Source organism: Chryseobacterium sp. SN22 (assembly GCF_008329705.1).
Lineage (GTDB): Bacteria > Bacteroidota > Bacteroidia > Flavobacteriales > Weeksellaceae > Chryseobacterium.
On sequence record NZ_VTSX01000007.1, the window covers coordinates 141,753 to 163,448 of the forward strand.

The following is a 21,696-nucleotide window of genomic DNA, read 5'->3' on the forward strand; positions in this document are numbered from 1 at the left end:
AAATCATTATGAGTGCAAAAAAAGGCCTTCATCTTACCCTAAAAATTTGGAGACAAAAAAATAGCAAAACCAAAGGTCAGTTTGAGACCTACAAAATATCAGATGTTTCTACGGATTCTTCTTTCTTAGAAATGCTGGATATTCTGAACGAAAATATCATCAACGAAGGAAAAGAACCTATCGCTTTCGACCACGACTGCCGTGAGGGGATCTGCGGAATGTGTTCCCTTTACATCAACGGCAGAGCGCACGGCCCGGATACAGGGATCACAACCTGCCAGCTTCACATGAGGATGTTCAAAGACGGTGAAACCATCGTCATTGAACCATGGAGAAGTGCTGCTTTCCCGGTAATTAAAGATTTAATCGTAGACAGAAGCGCATTCGACAGGGTAATGGCTGCCGGTGGTTTTATTTCCGTGAATACTTCGGGGAATACGCTGGATGCCAATGCGATTCCTGTTCCTAAAGACGATGCGGATAAGGCAATGGATGCCGCTGCCTGTATCGCCTGCGGAGCTTGTGTAGCGTCTTGTAAAAACGGATCTGCCATGCTTTTCGTGGGAGCTAAAGTTTCCCAGTATGCATTGCTGCCGCAAGGTAGGGTAGAAGCGAAAAGAAGAGTACTGAATATGGTGAAAGCAATGGACGAAGAAGGATTCGGAAACTGTTCCAATACCGGTGCATGCGAAGTGGAATGTCCGAAAGGTATTTCTCTTGAAAACATCGCCAGAATGAACAGAGAATACATTACGGCTTTTGCTGACAGAGGATAAAATTAATTGAGATACAGAAAGAATCGTCTCCGTAAAGGATGGCGATTTTTTTTAGTTAAATCTTTCATAAAAATAACATTAAATTGCTTTTAGTTTAACGAAAAAACTATTTTTGCCTAATTATAAATTCAAAATGAAAAAATATCTTTTATTGTTTATCATCGCGGTTTTTGCGATGTCTTGCTCTAAAAAAGTAGAAGTAAAAGGAAAAGTAACCGGGGGTTCCCCACTGGAAAGAATCGAGTTCATCGAAGCGTCCGGTGTAGCCACTTTACCTTTAATTAATATCGGGATCAACAAAGACGGTACGTTTGCCGGAAACTTTGAAGCTCCGAAAAGCGGCATGTACATGATTTCTTACGGTGGAAAAAGAAATCTCATCTACCTGAAAGGCGGACAGAAGCTTGAAATCTCAGGAAATGCAATGACTTTTCCTACCGAATATGTGATTACCGGAGATGCCAAAAAGAACAACGACTTCTTTACGGCTACTCAAAAATATCTTTCAACCTACGCTCAGACGGTTAACATGAATGAGCTGATGACAAAAGATGAAAATACTTTTCTTAAAGGAATTGAAAAGGTTCAGGCTGACATTAATAAAAATATTGATGAAAGCTCCAAAAAATTCAGCCCGGATAACGAAGTGGTAACCTGGAAGAAAAATGACCTTTCCAGTACTCTGCTTACCATCCTTAATCAGTACGAGCTTAACCATAAGCAAATGGGAAATCCGTCATTTAAAGTGACCAAAGCTTTCACTGATTTTGCCAACAAATTAGAAGAAAACAAAGACGTGCTGGTAAAAGAGCATCCTTTATACAGAGAATATCTTTTAACAAAAATGAGCCCTGATTTCCAGAAATTCGCCCAGGCGAAAAGTGCAGGAAAAACAGATGTAACGACTTCTGAACTATTCGCAGAGTATCTCAACAAAAACCAGAAAGATCTTTCACAGACAGCTAAGGATTATTTATTGGCTTTCGTAATGGCACAGTCGGATATTCATCCCGGTGCTCCTGAGAAGACTGTTGAGAAAATCAAAAAGATTATTGATACCGATATCAAAGACAATACAATCAAAGAAGATTTAAAGAAAATCCAGTTTGCGATCAACGGCTTCAAAATCGGTGAAGCGGCTCCTGAAGCAGCCTTGGTAAAGGCGGATGGGAAATCCTACAATCTTTCTGAAAATAAAGGAAAACCTTATCTTCTTACGTTCTACGCATCATGGAACCCGTACATCGGAGAGGCAACCGTTCCTGTCCTGAAAGAAGTGGCAAATTTTTACAAGTCTAAAATGAATTTCGTTTTTGTAAATGTAGATGATACCAAAGACCAGTTTATAAAAACCAGCAGTTCTTTATTAAAGGGCATTACCGGAACCAATGTATATGCAGAAAATGGTCTGAACTCTGATATTGCTAAAAAATACGGCGTTTACGGATTTAAACTGCCATGCTTCATCGTAGTGGATAAAGACGGCAAAATTGCCAGTAAGCCATTCTTCAACTTAGGTGATCCTGAACTGGTAACAGTATTGGATAAACAGACCGGGCTTTCCGCTCCGAAGGTAAACCCGAACATTCAGTTACAACCGGGTGGTATGGGCATGGATCCTGCAGCAGCTGCAGCCCAACAGGCTCCTCAGCAACAGGCAAATCCTCAGCCGGCTGAGACAAAATAATTTAAATTCAATATAGATAGAAACCTTATCCCCGGATAAGGTTTTTTTATTTGTACTTTTGCAGACCGGAACAGAAATGTTTCGTACAGGAAAATAGAAATCAGGATGAGTAGAAAGAAGAATAAAAATATAGTTCTTGAAAATATAAGGCTTGTTACGGCAGGAGCCAAGGGAATTGCCATCGGACGTACGGAGGAAGGAAAAACAGTAATGGTTTCGGGAGCTATCCCGGGAGACCTTGTTAATGTCAGGGTAAAAAAAGCAAAATCCAAGTACTATGAAGGCGAAGCGGTAGACCTGCTGGAAAAGTCTCCGGACCGTGTTGATCCGAAATGTATTCATTTTGGTGTTTGCGGAGGATGCAAGTGGCAGAATATGAGCTATGAAAAGCAGCTGGCTTTTAAGCAGGAAGAAGTTTATAACAATATCAAAAGAATAGGCGGAATCGAAAACTTCGAAACCGTTCCGATTCTCGGTTCTGAAGAACAGTATTTCTACCGGAATAAAATGGAATTTTCATTTTCTAATGCCCGTTGGCTTACCCAATATGAGATCAGTTCTGAAGAAAACTTCGGCAACCGTGATGCTTTGGGATTCCATATTCCGGGAATGTGGAGCAAGATTCTTGATCTTAAAGAATGCTTTCTGCAGGAAGAACCTTCCAATACCATAAGACTGGCCGTAAAAGAATATGCGGTAAAAAACGGGCTGGACTTTTTTGATGTTAAAAATCATGAAGGTTTTCTGAGAACGCTGATGATGAGGCAAAACTCCAAAGGGGAGTGGATGGTGCTTTTCCAGCTGTACAGAGAAGAAAAGGAAAGCAGGGGAAAACTTTTTGAATTTCTTCTGGAGACTTTCCCGCAGATTAAAACATTGGTGTATGCCATTAACCCGAAACCAAATGATTCCATTTACGATCTGGACATCAACGTCTATTTCGGCGGAGGTTTCTTAATGGAAGAAATGGACGGGCTGAAATTTAAGATCGGTCCGAAATCGTTTTTCCAGACCAATTACAAACAAGCGCTGGAACTGTATAGAAAAACTCTTGAGTTTGCGGATCTGAAAGGTGATGAAGTGGTGTATGACTTATATACCGGAACCGGTACGATTGCCCAATATGTGGCCAGAAATGCAAAGCAGGTTATCGGTATCGAATCCGTTCAGGAGGCTATCGATGCAGCCATTGAGCATGCTGAACTGAACGGTCTTACCAATACGACCTTTTACTGCGGAGACATGAAGGATATTTTCAATGATGAATTCCTTGCCAGCCATCCGAAAGCAGATGTGCTGATTACCGATCCGCCGAGAGACGGAATGCATCAGAAAGTCGTGGAGCAGATTTTAAAACTGTCACCGCAAAAAGTGGTGTATGTGAGCTGTAATTCGGCAACCCAGGCCCGGGATCTGGCATTGATGAAGGAACAGTACGATGTGGTGAAGATTTTACCGGTTGATATGTTCCCGCAAACCCACCATGTGGAAAATATTGCTTTACTGGTTAAGAAATAATTTATTTAAATTTGAATTCCAAATCTTACAATTCATGAAGTATTTTAAATTCCTGATCATGCTCGGATTTTTCAGCCTGCTGTTTTCATGCGGCAGCGATGATGATATCTGTGAAACCGGAGAAGGAACACCACGAATGAAAGTTTCTTTTTTGAACGCTGAAAGCGGTAAGGAAAAAACGGTGGATTCCCTGTATGTGGCGGTAGACTACGGTTCCGGGAAAGTACAGCTGGGCGGACAGGCAAAGATTACTTCCAGGATTATTCCTCTGAGGGTGGACAATGCTCCGTATACCGATATTTATTTCAGAACAGCCAGTAAAGGGGTTGAATCCAAAGTCAGGGTAAACTATACTACAAAAGCAAGTTATGTTTCGCCTGGCTGCGGAATTAAATTGAATTACGAAAATTTAAATGCCGTATTAGATCCGGTAACCACAACGTCTCCGGTAAAGAGCATTCAGGCCGGACAAAATTTTATAGAGAATGAAGACAAAACAAATCTTTACCTTCTTTTTTAGTTTCATGGGCCTTTTGGGCTTTGCTCAGGAGAATAATGCAAAAACAGCTGAAAAAGGAAAATGGAAATACGAACCTAATTTTATGGTAGGCGGAGACCTTCTTAATGCCGGTGTTTCCTTTTTTTCGGACAGAAAACTATACCAGGGTTTTGTATCATCCAGAATAAAAGAAAATATCCATGCCATTGTGGAAGCTGGTTTTGAATCCAATATCTACCAGAAAAACGGTTATGATGCTAAAGTGAACGGCCCTTTCCTGAAATTGGGAGCTTTTTATATGCTGGCAAAAGACCCGGAGAATCCATTTAACGGTTTCTATGCCGGAGGAAAAGCAGCAGGATCATTCTACACCCAGGAATATATGGCAGTACCCGTACGGGGTTTTGGAGGTAGCAACTCATCTATTTCTTTTCCTTCATCTACCCAGTCTTCCTACTGGCTGGAAGGGACGTTGGGCGGAAGGGTTCAGCTGTTTGAAACGAATTTTTATATTGATGTCAACATGCAGCCCCGGTATTTAATCTACACCACAAAACAGGATGAAATCCAGCCGATGATTGTCCCGGGCTTCGGAAAAAGCTCCTCCAAATTTACCATGGGCTTTGCGTGGAACCTGGCGTATAAGTTTTAGGAATGATGAATTAACTTATTAAAAATTAATCCTAATTTAATTGGATATTAAAAAATAAATAATCCTCAGGCAAACCTGAGGATTATTTATTTTTTTTAAATTATTTCTACGTGAAAATATTTTTTTAAGTTAAAATAGGTATGAATGTGATATTTTTAGTATATAATAACTATATTTAGCACGTAAATTTAATTAAAATCTTATGAAGAAGCTTTTTACTGCTTTATTATGTGGTTTAATAAGCGGTTCAGCAATAGCCCAATGGTCGCCAGCATATGGTAAAAGAGGGAATTATATTGATGATTCTGCAGGACAGCCAAAGTATAAACTTGACTTAAATCTGATTAGAAGTCAGCTTAAAAATGCAAAAGAAACAGGATTGAACTCCCAAGCTGTGGAAATTTATCTTCCTACTTTAAGAGGAAAGATGGAGAGGTTTGCAGTTTATAGTTTTCCTGTGGTTGTTAAAGAACTAGCCGATCAATATCAGTTGGGCTCTTATGTTGGGGTTGGTATAGATGATCCTAATAAATATTTAAGATTTTCTGTGTCCCCATCAGATTTCCAGTCTATGATTATAAATGGAGGAAATTATGAATTTATTGAACCCTCACAATCGGATAAGACGATCTATGAGGTTCATGCAAAATCTAACCCGACAGGTGGAAAAAGCTTTGTATGTAGTACAGATGAAAGCCCTGCCGTAAAAGAACAAATTGATCAGTTACTGACAAAAGGGAAAACATTTTCTAATCAACCCACTGATTTTTCTAAAATGTCCGATAAGAAATACAGGACTATGAGGTTAGTAATGTCCGTTACAGGTGAATATACTGCTTTTCATGGAGGGACTGTTGCCGGAGCATTGGCTGCAATTAATGCAACTATGACAAGGGTGAACGGAGTTTTTGAGAAGGATTTTGCACTTCATCTTAATGTCCAAAATTTCCCTAATGTTATTTTTACCAATGCGGCAAATGATCCATATTCAGATGCTGTAGTTCCTGCTCCTGGAGTCGGCGGAGCTGCAGGAGCATGGAATTCTGAGCTTCAGCAAACTTTAACAAATTTTGTTGGAGATTCAAATTATGATATAGGTCACTTATTTGGTGCTTCAGGCGGTGGAGGAAATGCCGGATGTATTGGGTGCGTATGTATTAATCCTAGTACTGCCGTACCTAACGGAAAAGGATCAGGATATACATCACCTTCAAACGGCATCCCTCAGGGAGATAAATTCGATATAGATTATGTAGCGCACGAAATGGGCCATCAGTTGGGTGCCAATCATACATTTTCTCATAGAGTTGAAGGATCTAACGTAAATGCAGAGCCCGGATCAGGATCTACTATTATGGCATATGCCGGAATTACCGGTGCAACAACAGATGTTCAGGCAAATTCAGATGCGTATTTTCATAACTTAAGTATCAGACAGGTTCAAACGAATTTGATCGCGAAAACATGTGATGTTGAAACGCCTATTACAAATAACCCTCCGGTTATCTCATCTTTACCTTCTTATACAATTCCAAAAGGAACTGCATTTGTTCTTACTGCAAGTGCAACTGATCCTGAAAATGATCCTATGACTTATACATGGGAACAAGTTGACAGTAGCCAGCTGGTCGGAGGGTCTCCTACTGCACAGGCTATTACTAAAACAAATATCGGGACTACTACTTATGGTGGTTCATTCAGATCATTTACACCTACATCAAGCCCGACAAGATATTTCCCTAAATTATCATCCGTGATGGAAGGGGTTCTTAATAATTCCTTAGATACTTGGGAATCAACTTCTCAGGTAGCCAGAAGTACAAAGTTTGCAGTAACGGTTAGAGATAATAACTCTTCTGTTCTACAGCAACAGACCCAATATGCTGAGCAGAATATTACTGTTGGAGCTGATGGTCCTTTTAAAGTATCAAATGCTTCTGCCTATTTATATACCAATGTGTCAAATACCTTAACATGGGATATTGCAAATACGGCAGCTGCCCCATATAATTCTCCTAATGTAAAAATTGATTATTCTTCAGATAACGGGGTAACTTGGACTGTGTTATCTGCAAGCACAGCAAATGATGGATCTGAGGTAATTAATATTCCTTCTTCATTAAATGGACAGTTTATTGCTGTAAGAGTTTCTTCAATAGGAAATGTATTTTATGCTCTTAAAAAAATGCTTGTTACAACACAAGCTACCTGCGGAGCAGCAGTAACTGGTATTAACGTTACCAATGTAACTTTTAATACAGCAACAGTGAATTGGGCTCCAGTAACAGGGGCTACTTCATATGTAATTCAGTATAAAAAAACGACCGATACTTCATGGCAGCAGATTACTTCAACAACCAATAGTCTAAATCTTTCAGCACTTGTCAATAATTCTCCATACGAGGTTCAGGTTGCTTCTGTTTGTGGAAACCAAGGACCTTTCTCTGCAAGTACCTTCTTTACCACTGCAATTATAACGTATTGTGCAATTTCTGCAAACAATTCTCCGCAGTATGAGTATATTTCTAATGTTAAAATTACGAATGCTGCAGGAATAGCAATATTAAACAACTCCAGTGGACCGTCTAATTATACAAATTACACTACAAATACAGCATTACAGCCGAATCTTGTTTTGAATACAACCTATACGTTTTCAATGACAATTACTACACCTGATTATGATACGGCATTGGTATTCATTGATTATAATAACAATGGAGTTTTCGAATCAAGCGAGAGGGTATTTAATTATCCTATAAATCTTCCTTCGGGGCCTATTTCAGGAAACTTTACCATTCCTGCAAGTGCAGTAACAAACCAACCATTAAGAATGAGAGTAATCTTATATTATCTTGGAGCGACAAATCCTCAGACAGGAACTTCTCAGATTGGCTTTTCATTAGGCTCATCCTATGCAGGATGTGGTACCTATTCGTATGGTGAAGCAGAAGATTACAATGTTCTTGTTACGGCAACGCAATTATCAACCAATGACGTAAACGGTCCTAAGAACGACATCCAGATTTACCCTAACCCGGTATCAGATATCCTGAATATTACCAAAGTATCAGATAAGGCATCATATAAAATCTACAGTGCTGCCGGTCAACTGGTAAAACAAGGAAATATCAGTGGCGGACAGATTAATGTTTCTGAACTGATTAAAGGAGGTTACGTAATTACGATTGAAGAAAAAGGAAAAGAGGCCTTCAATTCCAAGTTCATTAAGAAGTAAACAAGTATACAATATCAACTTAATACAAAATCCTCGGGGCGACCCGGGGATTTTTTTTTGATTAAGAACCAGCAATAAGCTTATTTCTAAAGCAGCATCTTCTTATTAAATTGAGGTGAATAATTTTAAAAAAAATTATTCATATTAATAAAAAAATCCCTTGATTTCTGTCCTTTTCAAAAACATAATTTAGATAGTTGTGATATGTGCAGGAAAAAAATAAATGTATTTTTAAATTAATAATAAAAAATGTTTAGCTTTGTGTAATTAATAGAATATATTGAGAAAGTTATGAAGAAAATTTTTACTTCCTTCTTTTTCCTCTTTCTGTTTGCGATTACCAGTGCACAATGGAGTCCGGCAACATTTAGTGGGGAAAAGACGAGAGTAAGTTCTGACATGAAGAACTACTACTCGCTCAACATTTCTTTACTGAAGTCTCAATTGGCAAATGCTCAGGAATCAGGCAAAAATGCAAAGCCTGTGACCATTTCTTTGCCGACTTTAGAAGGAAAAATTGAAAAATTTGCCGTTTACAGCTTCCCTGTGGTCGTGAAAGAACTGGCAGATCAGTATCAGTTAGGATCTTATGTAGGTGTGGGGATCGACGATCCCGGAAAATACCTGAGATTCAGTTTGTCTGCCGATGATTTTCAGTCGATGATCATCAAAGAGGGCAAATATGAATTCATAGAACCTGCTGACAAAAACAAGACAGTCTACGGTGTGCACCCGAAAACTGACAAAAGCAACGAAGGCTTCCTTTGTTCCATGAACGAAGACAGACTGTCCAAAAAAGAGATAGAAAGTCTTTATACGACAGGAAAGGCATTTGCCAATCAACCGACCGTGTTTAACAAATCTTCTGACAAGAAGTACAGAACAATGAGGCTGGTAATGTCTGTAACGGGAGAATATACCCAATTTTTTGGAGGTACCGTTGCCAATGCACTGGTTGCAATCAATGCAACCTTAACCCGTGTAAACGGAGTATTCGAGAAAGATTTTGCATTGCACTTAAATCTGCAGAATTATCCCGGGGTAATCTATACCAATCCGGCTACCGATCCTTATTCTCCGGCAGCGGCCGGTGCCGGCGGTGCATGGAACTTAGAATTACAGCAAACCCTTACAGCAAACGTGGGTAATGCCAATTATGACATCGGGCATTTATTCGGAGCTTCCGGCGGCGGCGGTAACGCAGGCTGTATCGGATGTGTCTGTATAGATCCTACCACTGCTGTTCCGAGAGGAAAAGGTTCAGGATATACTTCTCCGGCAGATGGAATTCCGCAGGGAGATAATTTTGATATCGACTATGTTGCCCATGAAATGGGTCACCAGCTTGGAGGAAACCATACCTTCTCCCATGCCCTTGAAGGTACCGGAGTGAATGTTGAGCCGGGTTCCGGTTCAACCATTATGGGATATGCGGGGATTACCGGAGCCAATACCGATGTACAGGCACACTCGGATCCTTATTTCCACGCAGCTACGATCGGTCAGGTTCAGATAAATCTGATAAGTAAGACCTGTGATGTTGAAACAACCATCAGCAACAATCCACCGGTTATTGCTGCTTTACCTACCTATAATATTCCTAAAGGAACGGCTTTCGTCCTAACAGCTTCTGCTACGGATCCTGAAAACGATCCGATGACGTATTGCTGGGAGGAAATGGATAATGCAAGTACGACCATTAATAAAAATAATTTAGGAACTACTTCTTCAGGAGCTACATTCAGGTCATTTAGCCCTACTACGAGCCCTACGAGATATTTCCCTAAGTTATCTTCAGTACTGGCAGGTGTGTTAAACAATTCCAACAACGGTTGGGAATCAGTTTCCACACTGGCAAGAACCACCAACTTCAGGGTAACGGTACGGGATAACAACCCGGATCCTACCCAGCAGCAGACGCAGTTTGCCAACCAGCAGATTATTGTAGGAAACGACGGTCCGTTTAAAGTAAACACCACGACAGCGTACAGCAATGGCCCTACCAACATCACCTGGGATGTTGTCAATACAACAGCGGCACCTTATAATGTTGCCAACGTAAAAATCGATTATACGACGAACAACGGGGCAACCTGGACTGTAGCTTCCGCGTCTACCGCTAATGACGGAAACGAGACGCTGAACCTGACCGGTCTTACTTCGGGAGGTACCGTGAAGATCAGAGTAAGTGCGATAGGAAATGTATTCTATGCCATAGGAACAGCCAATGTAACTGCTTTATTAAGCTGTACGGGAGCAGCTCCTACAGGCATCGTTGTTTCCGCCATTACCCAGACTACAGCTACCGTTAGCTGGGCAGCTACTGCAAATTCAACCTATGTTGTAAGATACCGTCCGGTAGGAAGCGCAACCTGGATTACAGTAAATGCCGCATCGAATTCTGTAAACCTTACCGGTTTAAATGACGGCATTCAGTATGAAGTACAGGTATCTACCGTATGTAGCGGTGTTCAGGGACCTTTCTCTGCATCGGTGAACTTTACGACTTTAGGACTTACCTATTGTACAATGACCTCCAGCAACTTTGCTTCGGAATACATTTCCAATGTGACGGTAACACCGGTAGGAGCTGCCGTGATGAGCAATAACTCGGCAGGTTCCACTTATACGGATTACTCCGCAACGCCAAGTGCTTTGGTTAACTTGGTCATCGGATCTACAGGAAACACGGTTTCCGTAAGCAAATTTTTCCCTGGCGGATTCACTTACAGTGAAGCGGTAGGCGTATGGATCGATTTCAACAGAAACGGGGTTTTCGAAGCATCAGAACAGGTAATGAATTCTCCTTCAAGTACAACGACTCCGGTTTCAGCTACTTTCAACGTTCCTGCTACGGCATACAACGGGCCTTCTACAACAAGAATGAGAGTGGCTATGAGATATTCTTCTTCTCCGGTAATGTGTCAGAGCTTCGGCGACGGGGAAGTTGAAGATTATGCCGTAAAACTGATTCAGCCGATTGCCTGTACAAGCAATGCACCGTTGAACCTTTCCGTTACCAACATTACGGCAACGTCAGCTTATGTAATGTGGGATCCGGCTACCGGAGCTACCTATGTATTACAGTACAGACCGGTAGGATCAACAACTTGGACTACGGTTCCGTTGACGGCGAATGCTTATACAATAAGCAATTTAACTGAGCAGACCCAATATGAGGTTCGGGTAGCATATGTATGTTCCGGTACTACGGGGACTTATACGGCTCCTTATCCGTTTACGACACCGGCAGTAACTTACTGTAATATTACGGCAACTGCCAATACAAACGGATATATTTCCAATGTAACGGTTAGCCCGACGAACTCTTATGTAATGAGTAACAATTCAGGTGCGAATACTTATACCAATTATTCTGCAGATCCTACGAAATTGATTACTCTGGTTCGTAACTCAACAAATAATAACATTTCGGTTTCTAAATCCTGGTTAACCACGACAACAGCTTCGCTTGCCGTAGGTGCCTGGATCGACTTTAACAGAAACGGTATTTTTGAAACTTCTGAAAGAGTAATCAGTACAACGGCATCTACAACGACGCCTATTACGGCAACGTTTACGGTTCCTGCAACTTCTTACAACGGACCGTTAACGCTTAATATGAGAGTAATCTTCTCAACATCTACAATCTCTGATCCTTGTGCTACGGTTGCGAATGGAGAGATTGAAGATTATGCAGTGAAGATTGTAGATCTTTTCCCTTGTACAACGGCTGCACCATCTCCAATTGTTGTATCCAATATCACTGCTTCTACAGCAATGGTTTCATGGATCAATGCAACCGGAGCTACCTATACCTTAAGATACAGAACAGGGACAGGAGCGTGGACAACAGTTGCTGCTGCAACCAACCCGTATACGATTCAGAACTTAAATGCTTCAACGACGTATGAAGTACAGGTAGCAACCATTTGCGGCGGTACTACCGGTGCATGGTCCGGTTCGGTAAACTTTACCACACCGGCAGCTACTTACTGTACGCCAACGACGACAAGTGTAGGCAACGGTTTCATCAATAATATTACCGTAACGGGTACGAACACGCCGATGATGTCCAACAACTCGGGGTCCAGTACCTATACAGATTATTCTAACGATGCTACAAAGACCATTACCTTGGCACGTAACTCTACAGGAAATATACTTTCGGTAGGCAGAACAATTTTATCAGGTACCTATTCTACCTATGCGTGGCTTGATTTAAATGGTGACGGCGTATTTGATAACAACCCGATTGGTACCGGCGGAGGTGAAAGAATTATGGCTTTAAGCTATTCTTCTACAACCCCTGTTACAGCTACATTTGCGGTACCTGCATGGGCATATAGCGGTACAAATAAGGTGAAAATGCGGGTGATCGTATATTACCTTACCCCAACCAATGCATGCTCACCGCTTACCAGTGATGGGGAAGTTGAAGATTACCAGGTGAAATTTGTAGATATCCAGCCATGTACAACGGCGGCTCCTACTGGAATTACATTAACGAATATCGCAGCGACTACCGCTACCGTATCATGGATTTCTTCTACGGGAGCAACTTATCAGGTAAGATGGAGAACCACAAACCCTGTAGGGCCATGGGTTACTTCAACGGTCATTGCAGGGAATACCTTTAATATTACCGGGCTTACTGAACAGACTGCTTATGAACTTCAGGTCTCTACCATTTGTGGTGGAACGCAGGGACCTTGGTCTACAGCGGTACCGTTTACAACAACACCGATCACTTACTGTAACATGACAGGTACGGGAACAACAGACTACATTTCAAATGTGACTATGACTTCCGTGAACCCGGGTATTCCTCCGATGAGTAATACTTCAGTACAGACCAACTATATCAGCTATACAACGCCGGCTACGCTTATCAACTTGGAAATCGGTTCTAATGGCAATAAGATTTCAGTAGCTAAGGGCGGTGGACAGAATGATGCTGTATCTGCCTGGATCGATTTCAACAGAAACGGGGTCTTCGAAACCAGTGAACAGATTATGACTTCTGCAGCCAGTACCGCCAGTCCTGTAACTGCATTATTCAATGTGCCGGCAACAGCATACAGTGGACCACTTACGACTACAATGAGAGTTGTTTTGAAACGTTCAAGTGCTCCGGTAATGTGTCAGAATGCAGTGAACGGTGAAGTTGAGGATTACCAGGTGAAATTGAGACCTTGTTCAGCTACAGCGCCAACGAACATCGCGTTCAATACCATTACGCATACTTCTGCGAATGTTACCTGGACAGTACCTACAGGCGGTCTTACGTTTATCGTACGGTACCGAGCTCAGGGTACAACTGCATGGACCCAGGTTGTAGTTTCTACGTTAACCGGAAACCCACCATTGGCTCTAACGGGATTAACGCCGGCTACAACCTATGAAGTACAGATTGCGGCAAGCTGTGGAACTACAGCCGGAACATATACTCCGACGCAGACCTTTACAACAAGATGTGATCCTACGCCTCCGGCAGTAACGGTGAGCAACGTTACCACAAACTCTGCCGTGGTAACATGGGCTCCGGTTGTTCCAAGTGCAACGTATGTTGTTCGGTACAGAATTACAGGAACCACAACATGGACTACCATAAATGTTACGGCAGCACCTTTGAATACCTATACCCTTACAGGTTTAAGCCCGTATACGACATATGAAGTACAGGTTGCCAACATCTGTAGCGGTGAAACTACAGTAAATGCATGGTCTAACCCTAAAGTGTTTACAACGGAAAGAACCTGTGAATTGCCTCCTCCGGGATTAACCATCACCAACCTTACACCGACAACCGCAGTCGTAGTTTGGGATCCGTTCCCGGGTGCAACGTATATCCTGCGATATAGAAAAGTAGGAATTCCGAGCTGGACCACGGTTACTTCCAATACCAATACCATTACCTTAACCGGTCTGTTGGAATTGACACCGTATGAAATGCAGGTAGCAAACGTATGTAGCGGAACACCCGGTACCTATACGCTTCCTTACTATTTCACAACCCCTACGGTCGTATACTGCCAGATGCAGGCGACAACGGCAAGTGCGAATTACATTTCAAAAGTTACCGTTACGCCTAATGGCAAGCCGGTAATGACGAACCCGTCCGTAGCATCAAACTACACCGACTACACAGGGGTTACCAACAAGTTCATCGAGTTGATTCAGGGATCTGTGGATAACAAAATCAGCATCGATAAAACCACTTCAGGAAATGCAGGGGTTGCCGTTTGGATCGATTTCAACAGAAACGGATACTTTGATATCAATGAAAGAATCCTTGTTTCCGGACCGAATACGGATCAGACGGTAAGCGGAACATTTACAGTACCTGCGGATGCATTTGTCAGCTTAACAGACTATAAATATGTAGTAATGAGAGTGGCGATGTCCAAAGACGCGATCCCTGTAAACTGTACCAGCTTCCCGAATGGTGAGGTTGAGGATTATACGGTAAGAATTTCCAAGCTTCCGGTACCTAATCCTGTAAACCAGACGGATATTATGATCTATCCTAACCCGGTAAGCAGCGTATTGTATGTGAAAAATATCAGCAAAAAAGCGAATTATAAGATCTACAGTGCGGCAGGACAGTTGGTGTCAAGCGGAATCATTCTGAATAACAAGATTGATGTTCATGCTTTAATCAACGGCGTTTATATGATAGACATTGAGGACGGAAATTCAGTATCTGCCCAGAAGAAGTTTATCAAAGAATAAAATGGATAACATTTAATTTAATCCATCATAAAGGCTCTCAGAAATGAGAGCCTTTTTTATTGGAAAGTTGAAATGTTTCTGATCCTTTAATGAATTCGATAATACGCATTTAATTTTCAGTCAGCCAATAAAACCAAAGTTAAATGAGTTAAAATTTCAGACAGATTTCCTCAACAGTTGGCAAACAATACTGTCTAATATGTAAAAACTGCCAGCCGTAAAACCTCTGTCTTCAAGCCTCTTTTTCCATTTAAGCCAACCATCTGAAATGAATTCGGTATTACTTACCACATTTCAGTCAGCTGATAAAAAAGCATGGTTAAGTAAATTAAGACATTCTTTTTACAATTAGCAAACAATACCGGTTAGCTGTAAACCTTCAGGCATCCATCTTCCAGTCCTATAAGCAATAAAAGACCCGCCGGAAAAATCCGGCGGGTCTTTGTTTATTTATTCAATATCGAAGATTACTTTTTCGGTATGTTCCTTTAAATCTTCTAAATTCGTGTTGTTGTAGATAATACAGTCTGCCAGTTTGATCTTATCCTTTTCTGGCATCTGGTGTTCCATAATGGCCTGTACTTCGCGGTAGGTTTTACCGTCCCGGTCCATCACCCTTTTCATTCGGATATTATCTTCTGCCGTCACGAGAATGGATTTATAACATTGTTGGTTAAGTTTCAGCTCGAACAGCAGGGCTGTTTCCTTAAATACCAGATACTTTTTCTGTGCTTTTACCCAGTCTTCAAAATCGGTCCGGACAGCAGGATGAATGATCCCGTTAAGGCCCTCCAGCAGATCATCATTGTTAAATACTTTTTCCGCTACGAATTTCCGGTCGTAAAGCCCGTTTTCATTATAGGCTTCATTACCCAGAAGTTCCTTGATTTTTGCCTTTAAATCTTCGTTTTCATTCACGATATCTTTTGCCCGGTCGTCCGAATAATACACGGGAAATCCGAACTCTTCAATAAATTGGGCAACGGTGGTTTTTCCAGATCCGATGCCGCCGGTAAGCCCGATGATTTTGGGGGCCGGTAACGGATCCGGTTCTGCTTGCTGAGATTCTGAATGTAATTCTTCCATATCTAACAATTAATATCCGAAAACATCATTAAAGCTAAAAGTTTCGTCAAGCCTTACCCCTTTTTCGGTCATCTTAAGGCTGGCCAGTTCGTGGTGGGCATCATGCTCGAAAAATAACAGATATTCATTATCCACACACTGCTTCAGGAATTTTCCTTTTTCTTCAAGGGTAAGGAGGGGACGTGTATCGTATCCCATCACATAAACCTGCGGAATATGTCCTGCCGTAGGAATAAGGTCGGCTGCAAAAACGATCGTTTTTTCCTGGTACTGGATCACCGGGAGCATCTGCTTTTCCGTATGTCCGTCTACGAAGATCACATCCATTTTAAGGTCCGGGGCAAAACCGTAGTTTCCGTTTGCGGGAAGCGGTAAGAAATTAAGCTGGCCGCTTTCCTGGATCGGGATGATATTCTCTTTCAGGAAACTGGCCTTTTCTCGTGCGTTGGGTTCGGTAGCCCACTGCCAGTGATTTTCGTTCGTCCAGAACTGTGCGTTCTTAAAGGCGGGCCTGTAGCCGGTTTTTTCGTCATTCCATTCAATGGCGCCACCGCAATGGTCAAAGTGGAGGTGGGTTAAAAAGACATCCGTAATGTCTTCCCGTACAAAGCCGTATCTTTTAAGGTTCTTGTCTAAAGTATCATCGCCCCAGAGCGAGTAGTGGCCGAAGAATTTTTCATCCTGCTTGTTGCCGAGCCCGCAGTCGATGAGGATCAGCTTTTTTCCGTCTTCCACAAGCAGGGAGCGGGTCCCCAGCTCAATCAGGTTTCTTTCGTCTGCCGGGTTGGTCTTTTCCCACAGACTCTTCGGGACGACGCCGAACATCGCACCGCCGTCTAATTTAAATTTTCCACATTGTATTGGATATAGTTTCATATAATATTAAGTTTCTATAATGTATTATTCTTGTAACCGGTTCATTTTCTCTGCCACCAGTTTTGCATTTTCGTCACCCTGCTTGAGATGGTCAATAATATTCCGGAAATCATTTTCTTTTCTGTTTTGGGAAAGCTTTTGGGCAATAAAAATTTCAGTAGGAATAATTTTCATTCCGAAAGCACCCTGCATTTCCTTTTCTGCAAATGCTTTTCCCATATCGTTCAGCATTACCGGACATTGTTGTTTTTTTTCATATTTGGTGGTGAGTTTATCTAAATGCCGGTACAGTTCATCGTGATTCATCAGTTCCACCTTTCCGTAAACCTGCACCGCTTCATAATTCCAGGTGGAGACATTGATATGGTCGTACCAGCTGCTTGAAATATAGGCATGGGCTCCCAGGAAATCACAAAGCACCTCGCTCCCGTTTTTCAGGATCTTTGCCTGTGGGTTCGCTCTGGAGACATGTGTTTCAATATATATATTTTCCGGGTCGTCTTCATTCAGGATCATCATTGAATGCGTTGCCCGGATCTTCTCTTCAGACGAAATCAATAAAGCAAAAGCATTTTGCCTGATAAGGTCTTTCATCAGGGTCAGGTCTTCGCTCTTATATAATTTGGGTATATACATAATACTCCTTTAAAACAATTCTCCCGGATTTTTAGGCCTTGTAATATTCAGGTGCCTGTAGGCTTTGTCCGTTACTTCACGTCCTCTCGGCGTCCTGATGATAAATCCTTCCTGGATCAGGAAAGGTTCATACACTTCTTCCAGCGTTTCCGGGTTTTCTGCAATGGAAGTGGCCAGGGCCGAAATCCCGACCGGTTTTCCTTTGAAGTTTTCGATCATCACCCGCATGATCTTATTATCCATTTCATCCAGCCCGTATTCGTCTACATTTAAAGAATCCAGCGCATATTTGGTAATATTAATTTCAATCTCACCGTTTCCTTTAATTTCGGCAAAATCCCGGACTCTCCGCAGCAGTGCATTGGCAATCCTCGGGGTTCCCCGGCTTCTCCGTGCGATTTCAATAGCGGCATCTTCATAGATTTTTACGCCTAAAACCCTTGCGCTCCGGACAATGATCATCGATAAAAGTTCGATCGTATAATATTCCAGCCGGCTCTGGATCCCGAACCGGGCCAGCATCGGTTTCGTCAGCATTCCGCTTCTCGTTGTTGCGCCTACGAGGGTAAAGGGGTTCAGGCCGATCTGTACGCTTCTTGCATTCGGTCCCGTTTCCAGCATAATGTCGATCTTGTAATCTTCCATCGCAGAATACAGGTATTCTTCCACTACCGGCGAAAGCCTGTGAATCTCATCGATGAAAAGCACATCGTTTTCCTCAAGGTTCGTCAGCAAACCCGCTAAGCTTCCGGGTTTATCCAATACGGGACCTGAGGTGATCTTACAGTTTACCCCGAGTTCATTCGCAATAATATTGGCCAGGGTAGTCTTTCCAAGACCGGGAGGCCCGTGCAGCAACACATGGTCGAGCGCTCCGCCCCGCCTTTTGGCTGCCGATACGAAGACTTCCAGGTTTTCCAGCGTTTTCCGCTGTCCTGCAAAATCCTTAAAGCTCTGCGGACGGATCTGCTCTTCCTGTGCTAGTTCTTCACGGGAATAATTGTCTTTGTCTGGATGTAAAAAATCAGGCATTAATTCAATTTCATTTACCGTAAAGATAGCAAAATTGAGGTTAAGATGGAGAATAATTTCGGGATGAGGTTAAGGGTGAGGTTGGAAGGAGAGGTAAAGTTAAAGTTAAAGTTAAAGTTAAAGTTAAAGGTAAAGGTAAAGGTAAAGGTAAGGTGGATATTATGGTGGATGTTTTTTTAGCGTTAACAAGATTGGGATATTTTGAGTATTTTTGAGATGAAGAATAACAAACAACAAATGATAAAAGATTTTACCGAAATGCCCGTATGGCAAAAGGCAATGGATGTTGCTGAAAAATGTTTCATTTTAAGTGAGCGGCTACCCAAAAAAGAAGATTATGCATTGACTTCACAATTAAGAAGATCTGCCGAAAGTATATCTGCGAACATTGCAGAAGGCTTTGGGAGAAGGACGGCAAAGGATAAAAGCAGATTCTATGATATTTCCAGAGGTTCTGCTTTTGAAACCAAAAGTCATTTGATATACGGCTACAGAGTTAAATATTTTTTAGAAAGCGAGTGTTTGGAAATACAAAACCTGATTCATGAAGTAGTACATGATTTAAATAAAATTACAATTAGTTTGAATAAGGCACAATCTTCCTCTAAACCTCAACCTTAACCTTAATTATGAGATTAATCGGCCCTTTTAAGCAGGTGGTGACACTTGCCAACCTTCCTTTAAGAGGAAAACTTTCAGACGGACAGCTTGAAATTATTGCTGACGGCGGAATCTTAACCGATCAGGACAGAATACTGAAAGTCGGAAACTATGAAACTTTAAAATCGGAAAACCCGGAGGCGGAAACGGAAGAAATAGCCGGGGAGCAGGTTGTGCTTCCTGCTTTCGTAGATTCCCATACCCACATCTGCTTCGGCGGGAACCGGGCCAATGATTTTGCCATGCGCAACGCCGGGAAATCCTATCTTGAAATTGCCGAAAGCGGAGGCGGGATCTGGAGTTCCGTACAGCATACCCGGAAAGCTTCGGAAGAAGAACTGCTGGAAACCCTGTTGGAAAGAACCGACTTTTTACTGGCACTCGGCATTACAACCATAGAGGTGAAAAGCGGCTACGGACTGGATGTGGAGAACGAACTGAAAATGCTCCGCATCATCAAAAGAGCACAGCAGGCAACAAAAGCGACTTTGGTCCCGACCTGCCTGTCCGCGCATTTGAAGCCAAGGGATTTTGAGGGCAGCAATGAAGAATACCTGCACTATATTTTAAACGAAATTCTACCGAAAGTAAAAGAAGAGAATTTAGCTGAGAGGGTAGATATCTTCATCGAGAAGTCGGCTTTCCAGCCGGAAGAAAGCAAAGACTTCCTGCTCAGGGCAAAAGACCTGGGCTTTGAAATTACGGTTCATGCCGACCAGTTTACGCCGGGAAGTTCAAGGATTGCCGTGGAAGTTGGCGCAAAATCTGCAGATCATCTGGAAGCAACGGTGGATGAAGATATTGAGTTTCTGGCCCAATCGGAAACGGTAGCCACCGCTTTACCGGGAGCAAGCTTAGGATTAGGCGAAAAATTCACCCCGGCCAGGAAACTACTGGATGCAGGAGCCATTGTTGCCATTGCCAGCGACTGGAATCCCGGTTCGGCACCCATGGGAAATTTAATTACCCAGGCTTCTATTTTAGCGACTTTTGAAAAACTCACTACCGCTGAGGTTTTGGCAGGAATCACTTTCCGTTCGGCATTTGCGCTGGGTCTGGAAGACCGGGGAAGATTGGAAGCGGGATTGAAGGCAGATTTTGTAACCTTTAAAACCGATAATTTCCAGAATGTTCTTTATCATCAGGGAAGCCTGAAATCCGGGCATGTATATGTCAACGGTATCCGGATCTGATGAAAAACCGTGATTAATTTTAGCATGATGGCGATATTGATTCAAGAGATGTTTTAATCATATTGATCCGGCCGGGAGACGCTGTCTCCACCATTTATTTTTTTATTAATTTCTTACAGGTATTTACAGATATAAAAAGTAACCACATCACAAAAATAAAATAGTATGAACACCATTTGGCAGGGAAGGTTAGACGGAGAAGAGCTTCTTTATCACAGGATATTCCAACGGGTAAAGGGGGAGAACAATTATGATTTTGTTTCACCTAAAGATTTCGTTTTACACGGTTTTGCCGTGGACGAAGGCGTCAGACGGAATAAGGGGAGGCAGGGGGCTAAAGATGCCCCGGATATTATCCGTAAAAATATGGCTAATTTTCCGGTCATCCGTCCGGATTTTTCATTGCTCGATTTCGGAAACATTATTTGTGAAGACGGAAAGCTGGAAGATATCCAGTACAGGCTGGCGAAGAACGTTTCCAAAGTTCTGCTGAAAGGCGGAAAGTCGGTGGTGCTGGGTGGCGGACATGAGGTGACCTATGCTCATTATGTGGGCCTTAAGACGGCTTTCCCGGAACAGAAAATCGGGATCATCAATATCGATGCCCATTTTGATAACCGGAAGCCTGAAGAGGGAGTAGGAGCAAGCTCCGGAACCGGCTTCTGGCAGATTGCGCAGGAAGGGGAAATCAATTCCCTGCACATCGGGATCCAGAGAAATTCGAATACCCTGAAACTGTTTGATACCGCCCATCAGTATAAGATGAAGTACATTCTGGCTGATGAGCTTTTCTTTGAAAATCTCCCTTCGGTTTATCAGAGGATCAACGATCTGCTGGACAGTGTGGATTATGTGTATCTTACGGTCTGCATGGATGTCTTTAATGCTTCAATCGCTCCGGGAGTTTCGGCTTCGGCTTATAATGGTATCTTTGCGGATGCGGCATTTATGCATTTTTACAGGCACATCCTGAAAAGTGAAAAACTGCTGGCACTGGATGTGGCCGAAGTAAATCCCGCGTATGATATCCAGGACAGGACGGCAAGGCTTGCAGCAACACTGATCAATGAATGGTTTATGGTTTAATACATGGCAATTTAACAATATC

General features: G+C 42.3%; 14 protein-coding genes. 10 read left to right on the forward strand and 4 right to left on the reverse strand.

Features of this window, described 5'->3' with window-relative positions; translation table 11 throughout:
* Window positions 1-8: 8 nt before the first annotated feature.
* The 7 genes from FY557_RS06460 (at window position 9) to FY557_RS06490 (ending at window position 15,105) form a co-directional block, all read left to right on the forward strand.
* Window positions 9-776, forward strand: a complete 768-nt coding sequence (locus FY557_RS06460) for a succinate dehydrogenase/fumarate reductase iron-sulfur subunit (RefSeq protein WP_149246466.1) — start codon at window positions 9-11, stop codon at window positions 774-776.
* A gap of 133 nt (window positions 777-909) precedes the next feature.
* Complete coding sequence (locus FY557_RS06465; RefSeq protein ID WP_149246467.1) at window positions 910-2,463, forward strand: TlpA family protein disulfide reductase; 1,554 nt, start codon at window positions 910-912, stop codon at window positions 2,461-2,463.
* A 105-nt stretch (window positions 2,464-2,568) separates the two neighbouring features.
* Window positions 2,569-3,981 (forward strand): 23S rRNA (uracil(1939)-C(5))-methyltransferase RlmD, encoded by a 1,413-nt coding sequence (gene rlmD / locus FY557_RS06470; protein WP_149246468.1) that lies wholly within the window; start codon window positions 2,569-2,571, stop codon window positions 3,979-3,981.
* Window positions 3,982-4,015: 34 nt separating this feature from the next.
* Entirely contained in the window at window positions 4,016-4,501 is a 486-nt protein-coding gene (locus FY557_RS06475; RefSeq protein ID WP_149246469.1) for a DUF6452 family protein, read from the forward strand.
* On the forward strand, window positions 4,467-5,132 hold the full coding sequence (locus FY557_RS06480; RefSeq protein ID WP_149246470.1) for a DUF6048 family protein: 666 nt from the start codon (window positions 4,467-4,469) through the stop codon (window positions 5,130-5,132). Before FY557_RS06475 ends, FY557_RS06480 begins: the two co-directional genes overlap by 35 nt.
* Before the next feature lie 202 nt (window positions 5,133-5,334).
* Window positions 5,335-8,370, forward strand: coding sequence for a reprolysin-like metallopeptidase (locus FY557_RS06485; protein WP_149246471.1), 3,036 nt, complete (start codon window positions 5,335-5,337; stop codon window positions 8,368-8,370).
* Window positions 8,371-8,661: 291 nt separating this feature from the next.
* Window positions 8,662-15,105, forward strand: a complete 6,444-nt coding sequence (locus FY557_RS06490; protein ID WP_149246472.1) for a GEVED domain-containing protein — start codon at window positions 8,662-8,664, stop codon at window positions 15,103-15,105.
* 450 nt (window positions 15,106-15,555) lie between these two features.
* On the opposite strand, the gene coaE is transcribed toward FY557_RS06490, so the two are convergent.
* From coaE to ruvB, 4 genes are read right to left on the reverse strand one after another with little or no spacing between them, the layout of a single operon-like run.
* Window positions 15,556-16,191, reverse strand: a complete 636-nt coding sequence (gene coaE / locus FY557_RS06495) for a dephospho-CoA kinase (protein WP_149246473.1) — start codon at window positions 16,189-16,191, stop codon at window positions 15,556-15,558.
* A gap of 9 nt (window positions 16,192-16,200) precedes the next feature.
* Window positions 16,201-17,067: an MBL fold metallo-hydrolase gene (locus FY557_RS06500; RefSeq protein WP_149246474.1), complete on the reverse strand. Its 867-nt coding sequence runs from the start codon at window positions 17,065-17,067 to the stop codon at window positions 16,201-16,203.
* Window positions 17,068-17,091: 24 nt separating this feature from the next.
* Window positions 17,092-17,703: an FMN-binding negative transcriptional regulator gene (locus FY557_RS06505; protein WP_149246475.1), complete on the reverse strand. Its 612-nt coding sequence runs from the start codon at window positions 17,701-17,703 to the stop codon at window positions 17,092-17,094.
* A 9-nt stretch (window positions 17,704-17,712) separates the two neighbouring features.
* On the reverse strand, window positions 17,713-18,735 hold the full coding sequence (gene ruvB / locus FY557_RS06510; protein WP_149246476.1) for a Holliday junction branch migration DNA helicase RuvB: 1,023 nt from the start codon (window positions 18,733-18,735) through the stop codon (window positions 17,713-17,715).
* A 216-nt stretch (window positions 18,736-18,951) separates the two neighbouring features.
* Here ruvB and FY557_RS06515 point away from each other — a divergent pair, with 216 nt between their 5' ends.
* From FY557_RS06515 to hutG, 3 genes are all read left to right on the forward strand, one after another.
* Window positions 18,952-19,356, forward strand: a complete 405-nt coding sequence (locus FY557_RS06515; RefSeq protein WP_228451720.1) for a four helix bundle protein — start codon at window positions 18,952-18,954, stop codon at window positions 19,354-19,356.
* Window positions 19,357-19,364: 8 nt separating this feature from the next.
* Window positions 19,365-20,588: an imidazolonepropionase gene (hutI, locus tag FY557_RS06520; RefSeq protein ID WP_149246477.1), complete on the forward strand. Its 1,224-nt coding sequence runs from the start codon at window positions 19,365-19,367 to the stop codon at window positions 20,586-20,588.
* A gap of 165 nt (window positions 20,589-20,753) precedes the next feature.
* Window positions 20,754-21,674, forward strand: a complete 921-nt coding sequence (hutG, locus tag FY557_RS06525; RefSeq protein ID WP_149246478.1) for a formimidoylglutamase — start codon at window positions 20,754-20,756, stop codon at window positions 21,672-21,674.
* Window positions 21,675-21,696 lie beyond the last annotated feature (22 nt).

What these genes read in the sequence shown, in the direction of transcription:
- FY557_RS06460 (WP_149246466.1), top strand. Translation starts at nt 9, where the DNA reads ATGAGTGCAAAAAAAGGCCTTCATCTTACCCTAAAAATTTGGAGACAA.
- FY557_RS06465 (WP_149246467.1), top strand. Translation starts at nt 910, where the DNA reads ATGAAAAAATATCTTTTATTGTTTATCATCGCGGTTTTTGCGATGTCT.
- rlmD (WP_149246468.1), top strand. Translation starts at nt 2,569, where the DNA reads ATGAGTAGAAAGAAGAATAAAAATATAGTTCTTGAAAATATAAGGCTT.
- FY557_RS06475 (WP_149246469.1), top strand. Translation starts at nt 4,016, where the DNA reads ATGAAGTATTTTAAATTCCTGATCATGCTCGGATTTTTCAGCCTGCTG.
- FY557_RS06480 (WP_149246470.1), top strand. Translation starts at nt 4,467, where the DNA reads ATGAAGACAAAACAAATCTTTACCTTCTTTTTTAGTTTCATGGGCCTT.
- FY557_RS06485 (WP_149246471.1), top strand. Translation starts at nt 5,335, where the DNA reads ATGAAGAAGCTTTTTACTGCTTTATTATGTGGTTTAATAAGCGGTTCA.
- FY557_RS06490 (WP_149246472.1), top strand. Translation starts at nt 8,662, where the DNA reads ATGAAGAAAATTTTTACTTCCTTCTTTTTCCTCTTTCTGTTTGCGATT.
- coaE (WP_149246473.1), bottom strand. Translation starts at nt 16,191, where the DNA reads ATGGAAGAATTACATTCAGAATCTCAGCAAGCAGAACCGGATCCGTTA.
- FY557_RS06500 (WP_149246474.1), bottom strand. Translation starts at nt 17,067, where the DNA reads ATGAAACTATATCCAATACAATGTGGAAAATTTAAATTAGACGGCGGT.
- FY557_RS06505 (WP_149246475.1), bottom strand. Translation starts at nt 17,703, where the DNA reads ATGTATATACCCAAATTATATAAGAGCGAAGACCTGACCCTGATGAAA.
- ruvB (WP_149246476.1), bottom strand. Translation starts at nt 18,735, where the DNA reads ATGCCTGATTTTTTACATCCAGACAAAGACAATTATTCCCGTGAAGAA.
- FY557_RS06515 (WP_228451720.1), top strand. Translation starts at nt 18,952, where the DNA reads ATGAAGAATAACAAACAACAAATGATAAAAGATTTTACCGAAATGCCC.
- hutI (WP_149246477.1), top strand. Translation starts at nt 19,365, where the DNA reads ATGAGATTAATCGGCCCTTTTAAGCAGGTGGTGACACTTGCCAACCTT.
- hutG (WP_149246478.1), top strand. Translation starts at nt 20,754, where the DNA reads ATGAACACCATTTGGCAGGGAAGGTTAGACGGAGAAGAGCTTCTTTAT.